General features: G+C 70.6%; 16 protein-coding genes. 5 read left to right on the top strand and 11 right to left on the bottom strand.

Annotated features, from left to right (window positions below; translation table 11 throughout):
* The first annotated feature begins 133 nt into the window (after positions 1-133).
* Both mmuM and ABZ664_RS03295 read left to right on the top strand, forming a co-directional pair.
* A complete protein-coding gene (gene mmuM, locus ABZ664_RS03300; protein ID WP_362502176.1) occupies positions 134-1006 on the top strand; it encodes a homocysteine S-methyltransferase in 873 nt (290 codons plus the stop codon).
* 313 nt (positions 1007-1319) lie between these two features.
* The gene (locus tag ABZ664_RS03295) at positions 1320-2327 is read left to right on the top strand and encodes a LacI family DNA-binding transcriptional regulator (RefSeq protein WP_362502174.1); all 1008 of its coding nucleotides are present in this window, start codon (positions 1320-1322) and stop codon (positions 2325-2327) included.
* A gap of 156 nt (positions 2328-2483) precedes the next feature.
* Here the strand turns inward: ABZ664_RS03295 and ABZ664_RS03290 are convergent, their stop codons facing one another.
* Positions 2484-3224: a lysophospholipid acyltransferase family protein gene (locus tag ABZ664_RS03290; protein WP_362502172.1), complete on the bottom strand. Its 741-nt coding sequence runs from the start codon at positions 3222-3224 to the stop codon at positions 2484-2486.
* Between the two features lie 149 nt (positions 3225-3373).
* Between ABZ664_RS03290 and ABZ664_RS03285 the strand changes: the two genes are divergently transcribed.
* Together ABZ664_RS03285 and ABZ664_RS03280 are read left to right on the top strand one after the other, a co-directional pair.
* Positions 3374-4138 (top strand): alpha/beta fold hydrolase, encoded by a 765-nt coding sequence (locus ABZ664_RS03285; protein ID WP_362502170.1) that lies wholly within the window; start codon positions 3374-3376, stop codon positions 4136-4138.
* Positions 4139-4204: 66 nt separating this feature from the next.
* Positions 4205-4678 carry a hypothetical protein gene (locus ABZ664_RS03280; protein ID WP_362502168.1) on the top strand — a complete coding sequence of 158 codons (474 nt, stop codon included), beginning with the start codon at positions 4205-4207 and terminating at the stop codon, positions 4676-4678.
* Between the two features lie 31 nt (positions 4679-4709).
* Here ABZ664_RS03280 and ABZ664_RS03275 read toward each other — a convergent pair whose 3' ends face one another.
* The 7 genes from ABZ664_RS03275 to ABZ664_RS03245 form a co-directional block, all read right to left on the bottom strand.
* Positions 4710-5852, bottom strand: a complete 1143-nt coding sequence (locus ABZ664_RS03275) for a hypothetical protein (protein WP_362502166.1) — start codon at positions 5850-5852, stop codon at positions 4710-4712.
* Positions 5853-5971: 119 nt separating this feature from the next.
* Complete coding sequence (locus ABZ664_RS03270; RefSeq protein WP_362502164.1) at positions 5972-6817, bottom strand: endonuclease/exonuclease/phosphatase family protein; 846 nt, start codon at positions 6815-6817, stop codon at positions 5972-5974.
* A 122-nt stretch (positions 6818-6939) separates the two neighbouring features.
* A complete protein-coding gene (locus ABZ664_RS03265) occupies positions 6940-7884 on the bottom strand; it encodes an ROK family glucokinase (protein WP_362502162.1) in 945 nt (314 codons plus the stop codon).
* A gap of 26 nt (positions 7885-7910) precedes the next feature.
* The gene (locus tag ABZ664_RS03260; RefSeq protein WP_362502160.1) at positions 7911-8894 is read right to left on the bottom strand and encodes a hypothetical protein; all 984 of its coding nucleotides are present in this window, start codon (positions 8892-8894) and stop codon (positions 7911-7913) included.
* Positions 8884-10056 carry an ArsA family ATPase gene (locus ABZ664_RS03255; protein ID WP_362502158.1) on the bottom strand — a complete coding sequence of 391 codons (1173 nt, stop codon included), beginning with the start codon at positions 10054-10056 and terminating at the stop codon, positions 8884-8886. The genes ABZ664_RS03260 and ABZ664_RS03255 overlap by 11 nt, the downstream gene beginning before the upstream one ends.
* A gap of 67 nt (positions 10057-10123) precedes the next feature.
* Entirely contained in the window at positions 10124-10561 is a 438-nt protein-coding gene (locus ABZ664_RS03250; protein ID WP_350947491.1) for an SRPBCC family protein, read from the bottom strand.
* Between the two features lie 158 nt (positions 10562-10719).
* Positions 10720-11487 (bottom strand): metallophosphoesterase, encoded by a 768-nt coding sequence (locus ABZ664_RS03245; RefSeq protein ID WP_362502155.1) that lies wholly within the window; start codon positions 11485-11487, stop codon positions 10720-10722.
* Positions 11488-11707: 220 nt separating this feature from the next.
* Here ABZ664_RS03245 and ABZ664_RS03240 point away from each other — a divergent pair, with 220 nt between their 5' ends.
* Positions 11708-13501 carry a long-chain fatty acid--CoA ligase gene (locus ABZ664_RS03240; protein WP_362502153.1) on the top strand — a complete coding sequence of 598 codons (1794 nt, stop codon included), beginning with the start codon at positions 11708-11710 and terminating at the stop codon, positions 13499-13501.
* A 148-nt stretch (positions 13502-13649) separates the two neighbouring features.
* On the opposite strand, the gene ABZ664_RS03235 is transcribed toward ABZ664_RS03240, so the two are convergent.
* Genes ABZ664_RS03235 through ABZ664_RS03225 form a run of 3 tightly spaced genes read right to left on the bottom strand, consistent with a single transcriptional unit; the run spans position 13650 to position 16893 of the window.
* Entirely contained in the window at positions 13650-14774 is a 1125-nt protein-coding gene (locus ABZ664_RS03235) for a glycosyltransferase family 4 protein (RefSeq protein WP_362502151.1), read from the bottom strand.
* On the bottom strand, positions 14771-16048 hold the full coding sequence (locus tag ABZ664_RS03230; RefSeq protein WP_362502149.1) for a M48 family metallopeptidase: 1278 nt from the start codon (positions 16046-16048) through the stop codon (positions 14771-14773). Before ABZ664_RS03230 ends, ABZ664_RS03235 begins: the two co-directional genes overlap by 4 nt.
* The gene (locus ABZ664_RS03225) at positions 16045-16893 is read right to left on the bottom strand and encodes a hypothetical protein (protein WP_362502147.1); all 849 of its coding nucleotides are present in this window, start codon (positions 16891-16893) and stop codon (positions 16045-16047) included. The genes ABZ664_RS03230 and ABZ664_RS03225 overlap by 4 nt, the downstream gene beginning before the upstream one ends.
* Positions 16894-16966: the final 73 nt, after the last annotated feature.

Below are 16966 nucleotides of genomic sequence, written 5' to 3'. Positions count from 1 at the left end.
CGAGGAGCGGAGCCCGAACCCACGGGAGGCCGTGGCGACGAGCTGAGGGGCGGCGGGACCGATAAGGGACAGAGTGGGCCGGGGGCGGGAAGATCGGGGTTCCAACCTCGGCCGTGCCACATAAAGTAGCGGGATGGTGATTCTGGACGGCGGCCTGGCCACCCATTTGGAGGAGCTGGGCGCGGACCTGCGAGACGACCTCTGGTCGGCGAAACTCCTGCTGGAGAACCCCTCCGTGATCCGGCAGGCGCATCTCGACTACTTCACCGCCGGCGCCGAGGTGGCGATAACGGCGAGTTATCAGGCGAGCATCCCCGCGTTCGTGAAGCGAGGGCTGAGCGCCACCGAGGCCGAGGACCTCATCCTGCTCTCCGTGCACCTGGCCGCCCAGGCCAGGGACGCCCACGGTTCGGGCACCGTGGCCGCGAGCGTCGGCCCGTACGGCGCCTATCTGGCGAACGGCGCCGAGTACACCGGCGCCTACGACCTCGACGAGGACGGCCTCACCGACTGGCACCGCGACCGCTGGCACATCCTGGCCGACAGCGAGGCCGACCTGATGGCCTGCGAGACCATCCCGTCCTACACCGAGGCGAGGGCGCTGAGGCGGCTGCTCGCCGAGACGCCGGGGATGCGGGCATGGGTGAGCTTCTCCTGCCGCGACGGCGAGCACATCAACGACGGCACCCCGCTCAAGATGGCGGCCGGCCTGTTCGCCGGCAACCCCCAGGTGATCGCGATCGGCGTCAACTGCACGGCGCCGCGCCACGTGCTCAGCCTGATCTCGCAGATCAAGGGCAAGCCCACCATGGTCTACCCCAACTCGGGCGAGGTCTGGGACTCCGCGAACCGGCGCTGGCTCGGGCTGGCCGACCCGGTGGAGTTCGGGGAGGCCGCGGCCGGGTGGACCGCCGCCGGCTCGGCCTTCGTCGGCGGCTGCTGCCGCACCACCCCGGAGCACATCCGCCAGATCCGCGCCCACCTCACGGGGGCGGACACCCCGTGAGGTCCTGACCCACCGCTCCTGCCACGCCCGCGAACGCCGGATCTCCTGCCTGAAGGGGGTCCGGCCTGTCGGCGAGAGCGAGAACAGGGCGGACGATCCTCTCCGCTCCGCTCCTCCCCCGGACGCCGGGGAGACCGTCGCGCAAGATCCGAGCGCTTCTTGAAAACGTTTCAACGACGGCGAAAAAGTCGTGTGACACCCACGGGCAACGTCAACACCGCCACGTCGACCCGAGGGACGAAACCAGTCAAGTAGGACGAAAGTACCTGAACTCACTAGCAAACCGAAGGTTGTTACGTTTTAATCAGTGCACATGAGCTCGGTGAGCATAAAGGAAGTCGCGACGCGCGCCGGGGTCTCCCCAGGAACGGTATCCAACGTGCTCAACTGGCCGGACAAGGTCGCGGAGTCCACCCGCGCCCGGGTCGAGGAGGCCATCCGCGACCTGGGGTTCGTCCGGCACGGCTCCGCCTCCAGCCTGCGGGCCGGGCACAGCCGCACCCTCGGCCTGTCGGTCATCGACATCGCCAACCCCTTCTTCACCGACGTGGCGGCGGGGGTCGAGGACGTGGCCAGCGAGCGCGGGTACGCGGTGATCCTGGGCAACTCCTCGGGCGAGTCCCTCAAGGAGGAGCGCAACCTCCTGGTCTTCGCCGAACAGCGGGTCCGCGGGGTGCTCATCACGCCCGCCGGTGCGAACCTGACCAAAATCGACCAGCTCAAGAAGCGTGGCATCAGCGTGGTCCTGGTGAGCCACCCCGCCGAACACGCCGACCAGTGCTCGGTCGCGGTCAACGACATCGCCGGCGGCTCACTCGCGGTCTCCCACCTGCTCTCCACCGGGGCCGAGCGGATCGCCTACGTCAGCGGCCCGCACACCATCCGCCAAGGCGCCGACCGCCTGATCGGCGCGGAGCGGGCGCTGACCGCCGCCGGCCGCGACCCTGCGGAGGCACTGCAGGAGATCGCGATGAGCGCGATGAACGCCAGGTCGGGGCAGCAGGCGGCGGAGAAGCTGATCGCCGAGGGGCGGCTGCCCGACGCCGTGTTCTGCGCGAACGACCTGCTCGCCCTGGGCATGTTGCGCGGGCTGCTCCAGGCGGGCGTACGGGTCCCCCAGGACGTCTCTCTCATCGGTTACGACGACATCGACTTCGCCTCGGCGTCGACGCTCTCGCTCAGCTCCATCCGGCAGCCGACCCACCGGCTGGGACGGGTCGCCACCGAGCTGCTGCTGGACGAGTGCGACAACCCCGACTCGCACGCCCATCAGCAGATCATGTTCCAACCCGAGCTGGTGATCCGCGAGTCGACCCGCTGACCCGCCTCACCGGTGATCTCGTCTCACTCTCCGAGCCGTCTCACCGCCTCCCCCTGCCTCACCCCTTTGATCCCACTTCACCGGTCACCCAGCCCTCGGATGACTTCACCGGTCACCCCGCCCTTTGATCCCGCTTCACCGGTGACGCCGCCCCGGTCAGGAGCGCTTGCGCGCCTCCTTCGCGGCCTGCCTGGCGGCCTCCTTCGCCTCCTTGGCGGCGCGGGCGGCCTCGACCTTGGCACTCGCGGCGTATTTGTCGACGTACTCCTGACCGGAGAGCTCCATCAGCGCGTACATGATCTCGTCGGTGACGGCGCGCAGGACGAGGCGGTCCTCCTCCATCCCGTAGTAGCGGCTGAAGTCGAGCGGCTTGCCGAACTTCACCCCCGGGCGGATGCCCAGCTTGGGCAGGACGCTGCCCGGGGGCATCATCTCGAAGGTGTTGACCATCGCCCACGGGACGACCGGCACGCGCGACTCCAGCGCGAGGCGGGCCACACCGGTCTTGCCCTTGTAGAGGCGGCCGTCATGGGAACGCGTACCCTCGGGATAGATGGCGAGCACGTTCCCCTCGCCGAGGATGCGCTTGCCGGTGCGCAACGCCGCCTCGCTGGCCTTGCCGCCGGAGCGGTCGATGGGGACGGTGCCGACACCGCTGAAGAAGGCCTTGCTCGCCCGCCCCTTGAGACCTCGGCCGGTGAAATAGTCGGACTTGCCGAGAGAGATCACCTTGCGCCGCAGGAACAGCGCCCCGAAGAAGTGATCGGCGAACGACAGGTGGTTTCCGGCGAGGATCACCGGCCCTTGCTTCGGCACGTTCCCCACACCCTCCACCCAGGGGCGGAAAATCAGATGAAGCAAGGGCGAGAGGATGGCCTTCACCACCCAGTAGAACACTCGATGCTCCTTCGATTGACAGGCGAGAATCTGGAGTTATCCTCCCACTTCAGATCCCGGCCACCTACCCCCCCGAACCACCCAAATCGACCTCTCGCAAAACATGTCCCAGTCGTGCGACGATCAGGCGAACCTTACTAGGAGCCGCGATGCCAGTCATGCCCGGTGCGGAGGCGTACCACCATGCGGGAGGACAGATCGGCGTCCTGCTCTGCCACGGATTCACCGGATCGCCGCAGTCGTTGCGTCCCTGGGGCGAATACCTGGCGGCGGCGGGTCTGACGGTGGCGCTGCCGAGGCTGCCCGGCCACGGCACCACCTGGCGGGAGATGGCCCGCACCGGTTGGGAGGACTGGTACGCCGAGCTGGACAAGGCCCTGGCGGACCTGCGCGGCAGCTGCGCCGAGGTCTTCGTGATGGGCCTTTCACTCGGCGGGTGCATGGCGCTGCGGCTCGCCGAGGTGCACGGCGACGGAATCAAGGGAGTGGTGGTCGTCAACCCGTCGATCGTCAACGACGTGCCGCTGCTCAGACTGGCTCCCCTGCTCAAGTTCGTGGTCGCGTCGGTGCCGGGCGTGGCCGGGGACATCAAGAAGGAGGGAGCGGCCGAGCTCGGCTACACGCGTACGCCGGTCAAGGCCGCGGCCACCCTCCTGCGGCTGTGGTCGCTGACCCGATCGGAGCTGGGTAAGATCACCCAGCCCGTCCTGGTTTTCCATAGTCCGCAGGATCATGTTGTGAAACCGATGAGTGTGCGTATTCTGCGGGAGAGGCTGACCAAGGGGAATCTGAATGTTGTGGAGCTCGCCGACAGCTACCATGTCGCGACGCTTGACAACGACGCTGAACGGATCTTCGCGGGGAGCCTGGAGTTCATCACCTCGAACGCGTCTGTACCCTTGCAGAGAGACTGATCGCGAGCGGGGGATACGCGGTCTTCGGGAGAAAGTGATCGACCGATGAGCAACGAGCCCAACTAGGTGACACCTCAAAGCGATGAGGACGAGGTCTGGCGTCAGATCGTCGCGTCCTTCAACGACACCGCCGAGCGCGACTCGGCAGATCAGCCGTGGCCGGACAGCGAGAACCTTCCGGCCGAGCCTCCGCGACGGGTGATCAAACAATCGGACGAGGAAGACCTCCTGCGTGAGGACGATCCCGCCGACGAGGCCGAAACCGACACGGAGCAGTCCGGCGGCGAGGACGAAGGGCACTACGTGCCTCCGCCCCCACCTCCGCTGCCCAAGACCGACGCCACCACCAAGATCGCATGGCTCGCGCTGTTCGGCGGCCCCGCCTACCTGCTGCTGAGCGCCGCGCTCGGCTGGAACCTGCAGGGATGGATGCTCTTCACCGCGGTCGCGGCGTTCATCGGCGGCTTCGTGGCGCTGGTGGTCCGCATGGGTGACGGCCCGCCCAACGACTCCGGCTGGGACGACGGCGCGGTCATCTGAGCGGTCCGCTGCTCGGTGCGCCCCGGGTTCGCTACTGCTTGGTGCGTCCCGAGCCGGCACGCGCCGAGTTGCCGAAGCGCTCGATCACGTCGGTGTACTTGCCGGAGGCGTCGACCACGTGGCCGACGGTCCACACGGTGTCGGTGCCCGGCAGGTAGGCCACCGACTGGAGCCGCACCGTCCGGGGAGCGGCGGTCTCAGGACCGCGCAACGTCTTGACCTTGCGCCCGTCGTACCGGAGCAGGAAGGCCTCCCCCGGCCGATCCAGATCGACCCCGGAGATCCAGTAACGGCCCTTGCGGTCGCCCGTCACCCCGTACAGCCGAACGTCTCCCTCGGGGAGGGAGACCCGAGACCACTTCTTGCCGTTCCAGGACAGGGCGAGCGGGACGATCCCACCGTTCTCCCGGTAGACGCCGCCGACGGCGAGGGCCCGCTTGGGGCCGTCGAGGTGGACGTCACGCAGGTAGCCGCCCGGGATCCGGGGGGTCTTGTAGGTCTTCCAGCGCCCGCCGGACTGCTTCATGATCAACGGCTTGCCGCCGGTGTCGCCCACCGCCCACCCGTCGCTCTTGCCCGACAGCGCCACCCCGTACAGCGCGCCTTTGTCGGGAAGCTGGGTGAGCTTCCACTTCGAGCCGGTGCCGGTCACGACCATGGGCACCTTGTCGCGCCGCCCGACGGCGACCACCCGGCCGGGAACGGTCGCCACCCCGCCCAGCCAGTCGCCGGCGTGCAGCTTGTCGACGATGACCCTGTCGAAGGACGCCCCGTCTCCCCTCGCCAGGTAGGGAAGGCCGTCGTGCCCCTCACCGACGGCCCACAGCTCGGTCGCCGAGGCCGCCGCGACGGAGCGCAGCGGCCCGGCGCCGGTCGGGTCGTTGCGGATGCCGACCTCGCTCCACGAGGTGCCGTCCCAGTGGGTGATCGCGCCCCGGCTCTGCCAGACGTCCCAGACGCTCTGCTGGCCGACCGCCCACACGCTCGTGGCCGAGACCCCCACCACGTCGGACAGCGACCCGTCACTGCTCAGGCCCGCGCTCACCGGAGCCTGCCACGCCTCGATCGCGGGCGGGCTGACAGGGTCGGCATGGGCTGGGAACGCTTGCGAGGACAGCAGGAGCAGGCCTCCCGCGCAGAGAACCAGCGCACGCCGCGGAAGGCGACGGGTCATGTTTCAAATGGTACGGGGCTCATCCACTCCCCGTGTGCCGGTCTCCTCACTTGACGGGCGCTATCTGGAAAGACGTCCTTTCCTTGTCACGGAAATTTTCCCTGTCACGGAACCGCTCGTCATCCGGGCTCCCTCGCGAGACCTGGGTCGGGCTCCCCAGGGAGGCCCATATCGGGCTTGCCCTGCGTGCTGCCCGGCCCGCCCGTATCGGGTGATCTCACCGGGCCCGTACCGGAATCGGGACCCGTGGCCGGATCCGGTTGGCCGGTCTCGGGGCGCGGGTGGTCAAGCTCGGCGATCACCGGCAGGTGGTCGGTGGCGGCCACCAGGTCGGCGGGGTCCGCGTCGGCCCCGCCGCAGGACACCACGGAGAGACCCTCCACCGCGAAGATCGCGTCGATCCGCTTGTGCGGGCCCCTCGCGGGAAAGGTGAAGCCGTCGCCGCGCGGCGAGACCGGGTAGCAGTCGGTGAGCCGCTCGGTGAGGTGCCGCCAGCTCGGCTGACCGGACTGCTCGTTGATGTCTCCCGCCAGCACCGGCAGCGCGTCGAACCGGTCGGCCACCGCCCTCAGCAACCTCACCGCCTCGTCCGCGTGGCGACGCCGGGCGGTCTCGTCGAGATCCAGATGGACGGAGCCGACGGCGACCCGACGCCCCCCCGACTCCACCACGGCGATCGCGATGGCGCGCCGTTCCAGGGGAAAGAAGGACTCCAGCAGACGGCCCTCCCCGTACAGCAGCCGCACCCCGGGGCCGGTCAACACCGCGACCCCGCCCCTGCGGCGGCCCGCGGCCACGGCGAGCCCGCCGAAGGAGGCGAGCCGTCTTCTCCTGCGGCGCCAGCACAGGAACCGGGGCGCCTCCTGCACGCAGAGCACGTCGGCACGGAGCGCGGCGACCACCCGCCCCAGCGCCGGGACGTCGTCCTTCATGGAGCGCACGTTGTAGCTGGCGATCCTGAGCACACGGCCACCTCGATTCGCGACACGTGCCGCGAGGATAACCGCGCGCCGTCGGACGTACCAGCCCGTCCCGATCGGCATACGGGCGGGCTGGTACGTACGGAGTACAGCTGGCGAGGAAGCCGTCAGCGCCTGCGGGCGAGATCCGCGGCGCCCACCAGGCCCGCCGAGGGGCCGAGTTCGGCGCAGCGGACCTCGGCCAGCGGGCGGTGCCCCCGTCCGCTCAGGTGGGTGTTGAAGAACTCGCGGGTCTCGTCGATCCACAGGTCCGCGGCGCGCGAGACGCCGCCGCCGAGGACGAAGCAGCCCGGGTCGAGAACGGCGGCGAGGTCGGCCAGGCCCTGGCCGATCCAGCGGGCCATCGAGGAGAACGCGGCGAGCGCGGCCGGGTCGCCCTGCCTGGCCGCCTCGGTGACCTCCTGGCCCTCGATCTGGTCGGGCGTTCCTCCGGCGATCTCCAGGAGCCTGACGGCCCGGTCCGGCTCGGCCTCGGCGATCAGCTTGGCCTCCATCACGAGGGCGCTGCCGCTCGCGTACCGCTCCCAGCAGCCGAGGTTGCCGCACCCGCACAGGCGCCCGTCGGGGACCACCTGCATGTGGCCGAGTTCGGCGCCCATGCCCCAGCGCCCCCGGTACAGGGAGCCGTCGAAGACGATGCCTCCGCCGATGCCGGTGCCGACGGTCACGCACACCAGGTGGGTCTCGCCGCGCCCCGCGCCGAACCTCGCCTCGCCCCACGCCATCGCGTTGGCGTCGTTCTCCACCACGACGGGAAGGCCGACCATGTCGGAGACCTTCTTCTGCAGCGCCTCCTCGCGCCAGGCGAGGTTGGGGGCGAAGCGGACAATGGACCTGGTCTCGTCGACGAACCCGGCCGCACCGAGGCCGACGGCCTCGATCTCCCGGTCCTTGGAGAGCTCCAGGATCACGTCACCGATCGTGTGGGCGACCTGCTCCGGATTCTCCGCCGGGGTGGGCCGCAGAGCATGCTCGATAATCAGGCCGTCCTCGTCGACGACTCCCGCCGCGACCTTCGTACCGCCGATGTCCACACCGATGGTCAGCGCCATTGTCCATTCATCCTCTCCCCCTGGGCTCACCCCAGGTCGATGTGCTCCACGGGGGTGTCTCCTCGCTCGCGCTCGCGCTCCCGCTGTGCGGGCGCGGGCTTGCCGAGTCCGTCGACGGCCGACTTGAAGGCGGCGAACAGCTCGGTGCCCGCCTGCATGAGGTGGTCGGTGACGGCGCCGCCGCCCGACTCACGCTGCGCGGCCATCGCGCGGCAGACGGGGCAGGCCCGGCAGATGTACTCCTCATGCTCCGAGACCGCCTCCTCCCACACGTCCCGCTCTCTTCTTCCGCGCCCGCCACCGGAAAGCGCGCTGCCGACCCCGGTCATCGTGCCCTTGATCAGATTCTTGCGCAGTTCCCTGGTGGCTTTCTGCTGCAGGGTGTCGAAGAGCTTGAACGCCTCCTCGGCGGCGGTGCCCAGCGGGTCCTTGCCCTCCTGGGACCGCTCCTCCCGTGCCCGCCGCTCGTCACGTGCCCGCTCGTCGCGCGCCCGTTCCTCACGTGCCCGCTCCTCACGTGCTCGCTCTTCGGCGGCGGTGTCCTTCTCGCGGCCCGCGGGCTCGGCGCGGTCGCCTGGCCTGGCCCAAGGGGTCCATCCGGCCGCCCGCTCCTCACGCCTGGCCCGATCGGCGCGCTCGAACCACTCGGCGCGCGCGTCGCGCTCGGGCTCCCCCGCGTTCTCCTGCCGCTCGACGGCCTCCACCGGCTCAACCCACACAACGGGCTCGACGGGCTCGACGGGCTCGGACGTCCCCGCGGGGCCTCCCTGCGGGGATCGCTCGGCCGGCTCCGCGCGCCGGCCCTTCTGCGCCGTCGTCCTCCCGGTGCGCCGGCCCTTCTGAGCCTTGCCGGCACCTTCGGCCGCCTCGGCGGTTTCGGTACCCCCGGCACCCCCGGTGCCCCCGGTCTCTCCGACCTCGGGCGGCGGCTTCGCGGCGGCGGTCTTCCGCGGTTTCCTCGGCGCACGCGGCTTCGGGGTCTTCTCAGCGTCATTCGTGTTATCGGTCATCAGGCCCTCCCGATTCGAACCGTACCCGGAGAAACCCATCTCGGAGCGCGGCGTCCCGCACCGGCCTGCGGGCCAGTGCGACGGGCAGGGCCAGGACACGGCGGTAGGAACCGGCGTTGACGATCAGCTCGTCACCCTTGCGCGCCAGATCCACCTCGTCCTTGTCCGCGAGTGGCAGGGCGAGGAACAGCTCGCCGTCGGCGGTGATCCGCAGTGGCGGGTCGACGGAGGGCGGGGCGAAGGGGTCGCTCTCGCCGTACATGGCCTCGGCGACGGTGATGAGGGCGTCGAGGCCGACGGGCTCGGCCTCCAGGTACGGCACGATGTGCACGGGCAGCGGCGCGAAGGACTCCTCGACCTCGGCCAGGTGGCGGGCCTGGGCTCGCACCCATCTCTCCCGCCACGGGTCGGCGCCCTCGGAGGGGAAGACACGGTTCGCGACCACCGCGTCCACCCGGTAGCCGTACAGGCTGAGGGAGGTCAGCGTGCGCCGGGCCTCGGCGAGCACGACGGCCTCGGGGGTGAGCACCAGCCGGACGCTCGCGTCGGGTCCGGTGAGCAGCTCGCGAACTTCCAGCAGGCCCCGGTGGAGCCGCTCACCCGCGCCGATCACGTGGTCTTCCGGCATGCTGACCTGCGCCAGGCGGCGGACCAGCGGGGAGAGAGCGCTCAGCAGCCGCCTGCCGACGGGCAGCAGCCGGTTCACGTGCCAGTCGAGGGCCTCGGGCAGAGCGAGCAGCCGAAGTGTCTCGGCGGTCGGGGCGCAGTCGATGACGATGACGTCCCACAGGCCGGTGCGCGCCTGCTCACGCAGTTCGAGGAGCGCGATGATCTCCTCGGCGCCGGGCAGCACCGTGATCTCCTCGGCGGTCACCTCGTCGAGGCCGAGCTCGGCGAAGACGCCCCGGGCGTAGTCGCGCAGCTCGCCCCACTGGCGTTCCAGCACCTTCTGGGTGTCGACCTGGTAGAGGGAGAGACCGGGCGCGATCTCCGTGGGCTCCCCGCCCGCACGCACGCCGAGGGCGTCGGCGAGCGAGTGGGCGGTGTCGGTGGAGACCACCAGGGTCTTGAGCCCGGACCGGGCGGCGAGTGTGGCCGTCGCGGCGGCGGCGGTCGTCTTGCCGACGCCGCCCTTGCCGGTGAAGAGCAGGACCCTGCTCACGCCACCTCCCGGCGGAAAGACGTGGAGCCGCGCTCCGCGCCCGCGCCGTGCCGCGTCTCCTCCACCCTCATGGGGTCTCGACGCGCTTCTTCAGCCCCTTCAGGGCGGTGTCGATGATGACCTTCTCCGCCTTCCGCTTGATCATGCCGATCATCGGGACCTTGAGATCCACGGCGAGCTCGTACGTCACCTCGGTGCCGTTGCCCGCGTCGGCAAGACGATAGCTCCCGGTGAGCCCGGAGACCATCTTTCCCGCCTCGGCGATGCTCCAGTCGACGGACTCCTCGCCGTGCCAGGTGTAACGGAGGGTGTACTCGTCGCTGATCACACCCGCGTCGAGGACGAACCGGACCGTGGCGGGCCGACCGTCCTCCCCCGTGGACAGGACGCGCGCGGCCTTCACCTGACCGGCCCACTCCGGGTACGAGGGGAAGTCGGCGATGACCGTCATGACGGTCGACCGGTCCGCGCCGATCTTGATGCTGGAGGTGGTGCGATCAGCCATGGGGCAACCGTACTGCCTCACGATCGCCGATGTACGCCCGGCGGGGCCGGGCGTGGCCAGGCGGGGACACCGCGATGACGGTGGCCGGTGACGGCAACCCGACGACGGGAGGCCGACGGGGAGCCGTGCCCCGAGGCGCTCATCCGGCGCCGGATCGACTACAGCTCCAGCACGTAGGGGACGCCTTTGTTTCTGAAGTGCCCCACGTTGAGGCATTCGGTCCTGCCGATCCGGGTGCGGGTGGCCAGGGGCTGGTGGACGTGGCCGAACAGGGCGTAGCGCGGCTGGGTCCTTCTGATCAGCTCCAGGGTGGCCTCGCTGCCCCGCTCGAAGCGCCGGGCGACCACGTCGTAGAGCAGTTCGGGGACCGCGGGAGGGATGTGGCAGCAGAGCACGTCGACCTCGCCGACGGCCTCGACCTTGCGGGCGAACTCCTCGTCGTCGATCTCGTACGGGGTCCGGTACTGGGTGCGCAGTCCGCCCCCCACGAAGCCGAACCGCAGACCTCCGATCTCCGCGGTCTCGCCGTCGAGCACCCGGTGCCCCTCCCTGACGTACTCCGGCCAGTAGACCGGCAGGTCCACGTTGCCGTAGGTGATGTACGCGGGGGTCGGCATCGCGGCGAAGATCTCGCCGTACTGCCGCCGGACGGAGCGCTCGATGTGGTCGCGCGGGTCGCCCTCCAGCGAGGCCCACAGCGCGGAGGACATGGCCCGCGCCTCGTCGAACCGCTTGGCCGTGCGCAGCGCGATGAACTCCCCCGCCCGCTCGGCCCCGAAGAGCTCGGCGAAGATGCCCTGGGAGTGGTCCTCGTAGTCGACGAACAGGATGAGGTCGCCCAGGCAGATGAGCGCGTCGGCGCCGTCTCCCGCGCGGGCCAGCGCGTCGGCTCTTCCGTGTACGTCACTGACGACGTGAACCCGCATGTCAGGCATCCTCACCACCAACGAGTAGGGCCATATGGGATGAACCTCGCAGGGCGCGAGCCCAGCGTGAAGGCGTACGGCGCGGCCGACGGTTCGCTGTGACGGTACTTGCTACGGTGAAATCAGTCTTCATAACGCCTGGGTGACGAATTTACCCATACGTAACTTATCGCGATAGCTTCCAGACAGCCCATCGATCGTGCGTCTCCAGGAGTGACCCGTGCGCGAGTACAGCGTCCCCGTGCTGGTGGATGTCCCCGCCTCCGCCAACCTCACCGACACCGTGTTCCGGCGCGCGGAGGAGGAGCCCAACGTCGTCGCCCTGCGGCGCAAGGTGGGCGACGACTGGACCGCCGTCACCGCCCGCGAGTTCCGCGACCAGGTCGCCGCGGTGGCCAAGGGCCTGATCGCGGCCGGGGTGGAGCCGGGTGACCGGGTGGCCCTGATGTCGCGCACCCGCTACGAGTGGACCGTGATCGACTACGCGATCTGGGCCGCGGGGGCGGTCGGCGTGCCGATCTACGAGTCCTCCTCCGCCGACCAGGTCGCCTGGATCATCTCCGACAGCGGCGCGAAGGCCGTGTTCGCCGAGCTGGATTCGCACGAGGAGACCATCCGCGAGGACGCGTCCGGCCTGCCCGGCCTCAAGAACATCTGGCGTATCGAGGGCGGCGCCCTGGAGGAGCTCACCGCGCTCGGTGCCGAGATCTCCGAGGAGACGCTCACCGAGCGCAGGTCAGGTCGCGGCATCGCCGACCTGGCGACCATCGTCTACACCTCGGGCACCACCGGCAGGCCCAAGGGCTGCAGCCTCACCCACGACAACCTGCTGTTCACCGCGAGGAACGTCGCGAACGGCCCGCTGGAGCGCCTGTTCGTCGTGGAGGAGAGGGCGGCGCTGCTCTTCCTGCCGCTCGCGCACGTCTTCGCCCGCATCATCGAGGTCGTGCTGATCGAGACGGGCACGATCCTCGCGCACACCCCCAACATGAAGAACGTCGCCCCCGACCTGCAGTCCTTCAAGCCCACGTTCCTGCTGGGCGTGCCCCGCGTGTTCGAGAAGGTCTACAACGGCGCCGAGCAGAAGGCGACCGCCGAGGGCAAGGGGAAGATCTTCCACGCCGCGGCCGACACCGCCGTCGCCTGGAGCAGGGCCGAGTCGGCGGGTGGCGCGGGGCTGGGCCTTCGGCTCAAGCACACCATGTTCGACAAGCTCGTCTACGGCAAGATCCGCGCCGCGACCGGAGGCAGGCTCACGACGGCGGTGTCCGGCGGTTCCGCCCTCGGCGAGCGGCTCGGCCACTTCTTCCGAGGCGTGGGCATCGAGACCCTGGAGGGCTGGGGCCTCACCGAGACCTCCGCGCCGTCCTCGGTCAACATGCCGGGAGCCAACAAGATCGGCACCGTCGGCAAGCCGTTCCCCGGCGTCACCATCGGCATCGGCGACGACGGCGAGGTGCTCGTCAAGGGCCGCCACGTCTTCAAGGGCTACTGGAACAACGAGGAGGCCACCGCGCAGGCGATCGACGCGGACGGCTGGTTCCACACCGGCGACATCGGCGAGCTCGACAAGGACGGCTATCTCCGCATCACCGGCAGGAAGAAGGAGATCATCGTCACCGCCGCGGGCAAGAACGTCGCCCCGGCCCCGATGGAGGACCACATCCGCGCCCACCCGCTGATCAGCCAGGCGATGGTGGTCGGCGACGACAGGCCGTTCGTCGCGGCGCTCATCACCCTCGACGTCGAGGCCCTGGAGCAGTGGAAGACCGCCAACGACAAGACCGGCGCGGACCTCGCCACCCTCAGCTCCGATCCGGCGATCGTCGCCGAGGTGCAGAAGGCGGTGGACGGCGCCAACAGGTCCGTCTCCAAGGCCGAGCAGATCAAGAAGTTCGTCATCCTCGACCTCGACATCAACGAGGAGAGCGGGCACCTCACCCCGACCCTGAAGATCAAGCGCAATGTCGTGATGCGCGACTTCGCCAAGCAGGTCGAATCCCTCTACGGCTGAGATCTCCGCAGCCCCGCTCACAGCCGGGTGCCCGCTGAGACCTCTCACGAGAGATCTCAGCGGATCTCTCTACCGCCAGAGGGCTTGGCGGGTCCTTGTCCGGCTGTTACCGGCTGTCAAAGGCAGGTCCCCGCGGAGCCCTCTGCCGTCAGGGGGTCTCCGCCGGTTCCAGGAGGCGCGCGAAGCGGGAGGCCGCGAGGTCCCAGGTCCACTCGCGCGCCACCCATTCGCGCCCGCGTTCCCCCATGGCACGCGCCCCGGCCCCGTCCTTGAGCAGGCCGATCAGGGCCGCCTCGACCTCCTGCGGGCGGGTGCCGTCGACGACCAGGCCCGTCTCCCCGCGCAGTACGGCGTCGGGGGCGCCGCCCGAGGAGCCGGCCACCACGGGCAGGCCGCTCGCGGAGGCCTCCAGGTAGACGATGCCGAGCCCCTCCACGTCGACGCCGCCCAGGCGGGTGCGGCACGGCATCGCGAACACGTCGCCCGCGGCGAGGTAGCCGGGCAACTCGGCCTCGGACACGGGGCCGGTCATCCTGACCGAGCCGCCCAACGGCCGGGCCAGCCGCTCCAGGTTCCTGCGGTACGGGCCCCCGCCGACGATGAGGAGCACCGCGCCGGGCACATCCCTGAGCACGCCGGGCCAGGCCCGCAGGAGCGTGTCCTGCCCCTTGCGCGGCACCAGCCTGGACAGGCAGACCACCACCGGCCGCTCTCCCAGGCCGAGTTCCGCACGCACCCGCCCTCCCCCGGCCCCCGGGTGGAACACCTCGGTGTCGACTCCGGGAGCGAGCCTTACCAGCTTGTCCTCGGCTATCACCCCGGCCAGCCGCCGCCGGGTGTACTCCCCCAGATAGGTGACCACGTCCGCGCTCGCCCCGATCCTGGCGAGCACCTGGCGGCCGATCGGGATCCCGGTCCAGCCCGCCTCGTGGCCGTGGGTGACCATGACGACGCGGCGGGCCCCGGCCTCGCGCATCCTGGGCGCGATCAGCCCGAGCGGCGCCGCCGCCCCGAAGACCACGGTGTCACACCCGAACTCGGCGACCAGCTCGGCGGCCCGGCGGGCGACGGCGGGCGTGGGCAGCATCAGCGAGGTGGGGTGCCGCACGACGGGATACGGCTGGCGCAGGTCGAAGGCCGCGCTGCCGGTCCACCGGGGCGCGTAGACGACGACCGAGCCGGGCGGGCGGCGGGCGATGAGACCGTACACGAACGACTGGATCCCTCCCGCGCGGGGCGGGAAGTCGTTCGTGACGACCAGTGTGCGGCTCACGGCTCGGGGAGGCCGTTCAGCCCAGCCCAGGAGCGTGCCATGGCGATGCGCTGCGGTGCCGTGGGATGCGATACATAAAGTACATACTCAACGAAATCAGGCGACAAATCCGAAATATTGGTTACTGCCAGCCGTTTCTGCATGGCCACGAACGTCGCAGGATCCCTCGTCAGGTCCAGCGCGTGCAGATCAGCACGGGCCTCGATATGCCTGCTCACCAGGTTCTGGGCCGGCCCCGACAGGACGGTGGCCAGGCTCAGCACCCCCATCACCAGTCCCACCGCCCTCGGGTCGCCGAGTGAGGTGACCCCCGCCCTGCGCCGCACGCCTCCCGCCGAGGTCACCACGTACAGCAGGCACGCCCCGAACGCCGCGCCCAGGCCGCCGACGAGCGTGCCCCACAGCACGTCGTCCGCCTTGGCGTGGCCCAGCTCGTGCGCGACCACCAGCTCGACCTCGTCGGCGGGCGCGCGCAACAGCGTGTCGTAGACCACGATCCTGCGGGTCGCGCCGAATCCGGAGACGTACGCGTTGAGCGCGGTGGTCCGCCGGGAGGCGTCGGCGACGAGCACGTTCTCGACCGGCACGCCGTCCCTGTCGGCCATCGCGAGCAGGTCGTCGCGGAGCGGCCCGGCCTCCAGCGGCCTGAAGTCGTTGAAGACCGGCTCGATGAGCACCGGGTAGGCGAAGGAGGCCGCGACGGTCAGGACGAACGCCCCGGCCGCCGCGGGAATCCACCAGCGCCGGTAGCGCCGCGCCAGGCCGATCACCGCCACCACCATGATCGCGGTCAGCCCGGCGCCGATGCCGGTGCTCTTGGCCCGGTCCGCCGCCCACGCGGGCCAGGTCTGGGTGGACAGCCCGAATTCGCGCAGGTAGCCCTCCGACCACATCCCCAGGGGCCAGCGCAGGATCGCCACGGCCACCGACAGCGCCAGCACGCCGAGCAACGTCCGCAGCCACCACGGCCCCGGCAGCCGGTCGACGAGCCGCGCGCCCAACGGGGTGGCGATCAGCACCCCCGCCACGACCAGCGTCAGGCCGAGCGACAGGTAGCCGGGAAGGCTGACCAGCGCGTCGAAGGTCTCGGCCCTGGCGATCTGCTCGGCGGTGAAGTCGCGGGCCGGATCGGGGGTGACGGCCGGAGCTCCCTCGGGCAGCACGCTCCAGGGCGTGGTGAACGCCACGACCGCCAGCGTGACCGCCCCCAGGCCGGCCGTCGCCCATCCCGCGGGCCGCACACCCGAGGGCGCGTCCTTCGTGCTCAGCGTCACGTGAGTTCCTTCCTGAGGTAGTCGCGCCAGGATCCGGTGAACTCGGCCGGCGGCAGGCCGAGCGCGCTCCCGACATCGCTACCGTAGAGCCTCACCAGCGCCTTCTCCCCGAAGCGCTCCACGACGAACCGGCAGGCGAGCCACGCCTCCTCGTACGCCTGCGCGAGCCTCGGCGCCCCGGGAGCGAAGTCGGCCGGTCCCGGCAGGCGCTCGGGCAGGACGCCCGCGCGCACCTCGGCGGCCAGTTCGGCGGCGGCCGTGCGCACCGCGATCCCTGCGTCGCGGTAACCCGCGTAGTCGGCGAAGCCCTCCGACAGCCACATCGGCACCCGGCCACCACGGGTCGCGCCGGTGGCCACGTGGGCGAGCTCGTGGGTGATCACCACGTCCCTGCCGGTCTCGGTGAGCCTGGCGTATCCCGAAGGTAGAACGATCACCCGGTCCGCGGTCGCCATCGCGGCCAGGCCGCGGGTGCTGTCGGCTCCGGCGAGCGCCGCGGCCTCGGCGTCGGTGGCGGGGAAGAGGATCACCGCGGGGACCGGCCCCCAGATCTCCGCGATCGTCGCGCGGGCGCGGTCGGCCCTCGCCGCCAGGTCCCGCAGGACGGCGTCGGGGACGCCGTGGCCGATCACGAGGGAGTGCTCGCCCCTGACGGTGACGGCGGCACCCGGCCACAGGTCGCGGAGGTCGCCCGGGTCCCGGGAAACGCGCCGGGCGTCGTACGAGCCGCGCGGGAGGAGCGGGGCGGCTCCGGCCAGGAGGGGGCCCGTCCCGGCGAACGGACCGGCGCTCATCAGCGCCAGCATCCCGGCGAGCACGGCGCGGCGCCCTTTCGGGACGGACATACGAGCCGATGGTACTTGACCGGCATCTCGGCCGGCATGGAGCGGCCCCGGCCCTCCTGGTGGAGGGCCGGGG

The sequence above is a fragment of the Streptosporangium sp. NPDC006930 genome, from assembly GCF_040635605.1.
In the GTDB taxonomy this organism is placed as follows: Bacteria; Actinomycetota; Actinomycetes; order Streptosporangiales; family Streptosporangiaceae; genus Streptosporangium.
This window is presented reverse-complemented; position numbering and strand designations above follow the sequence as displayed.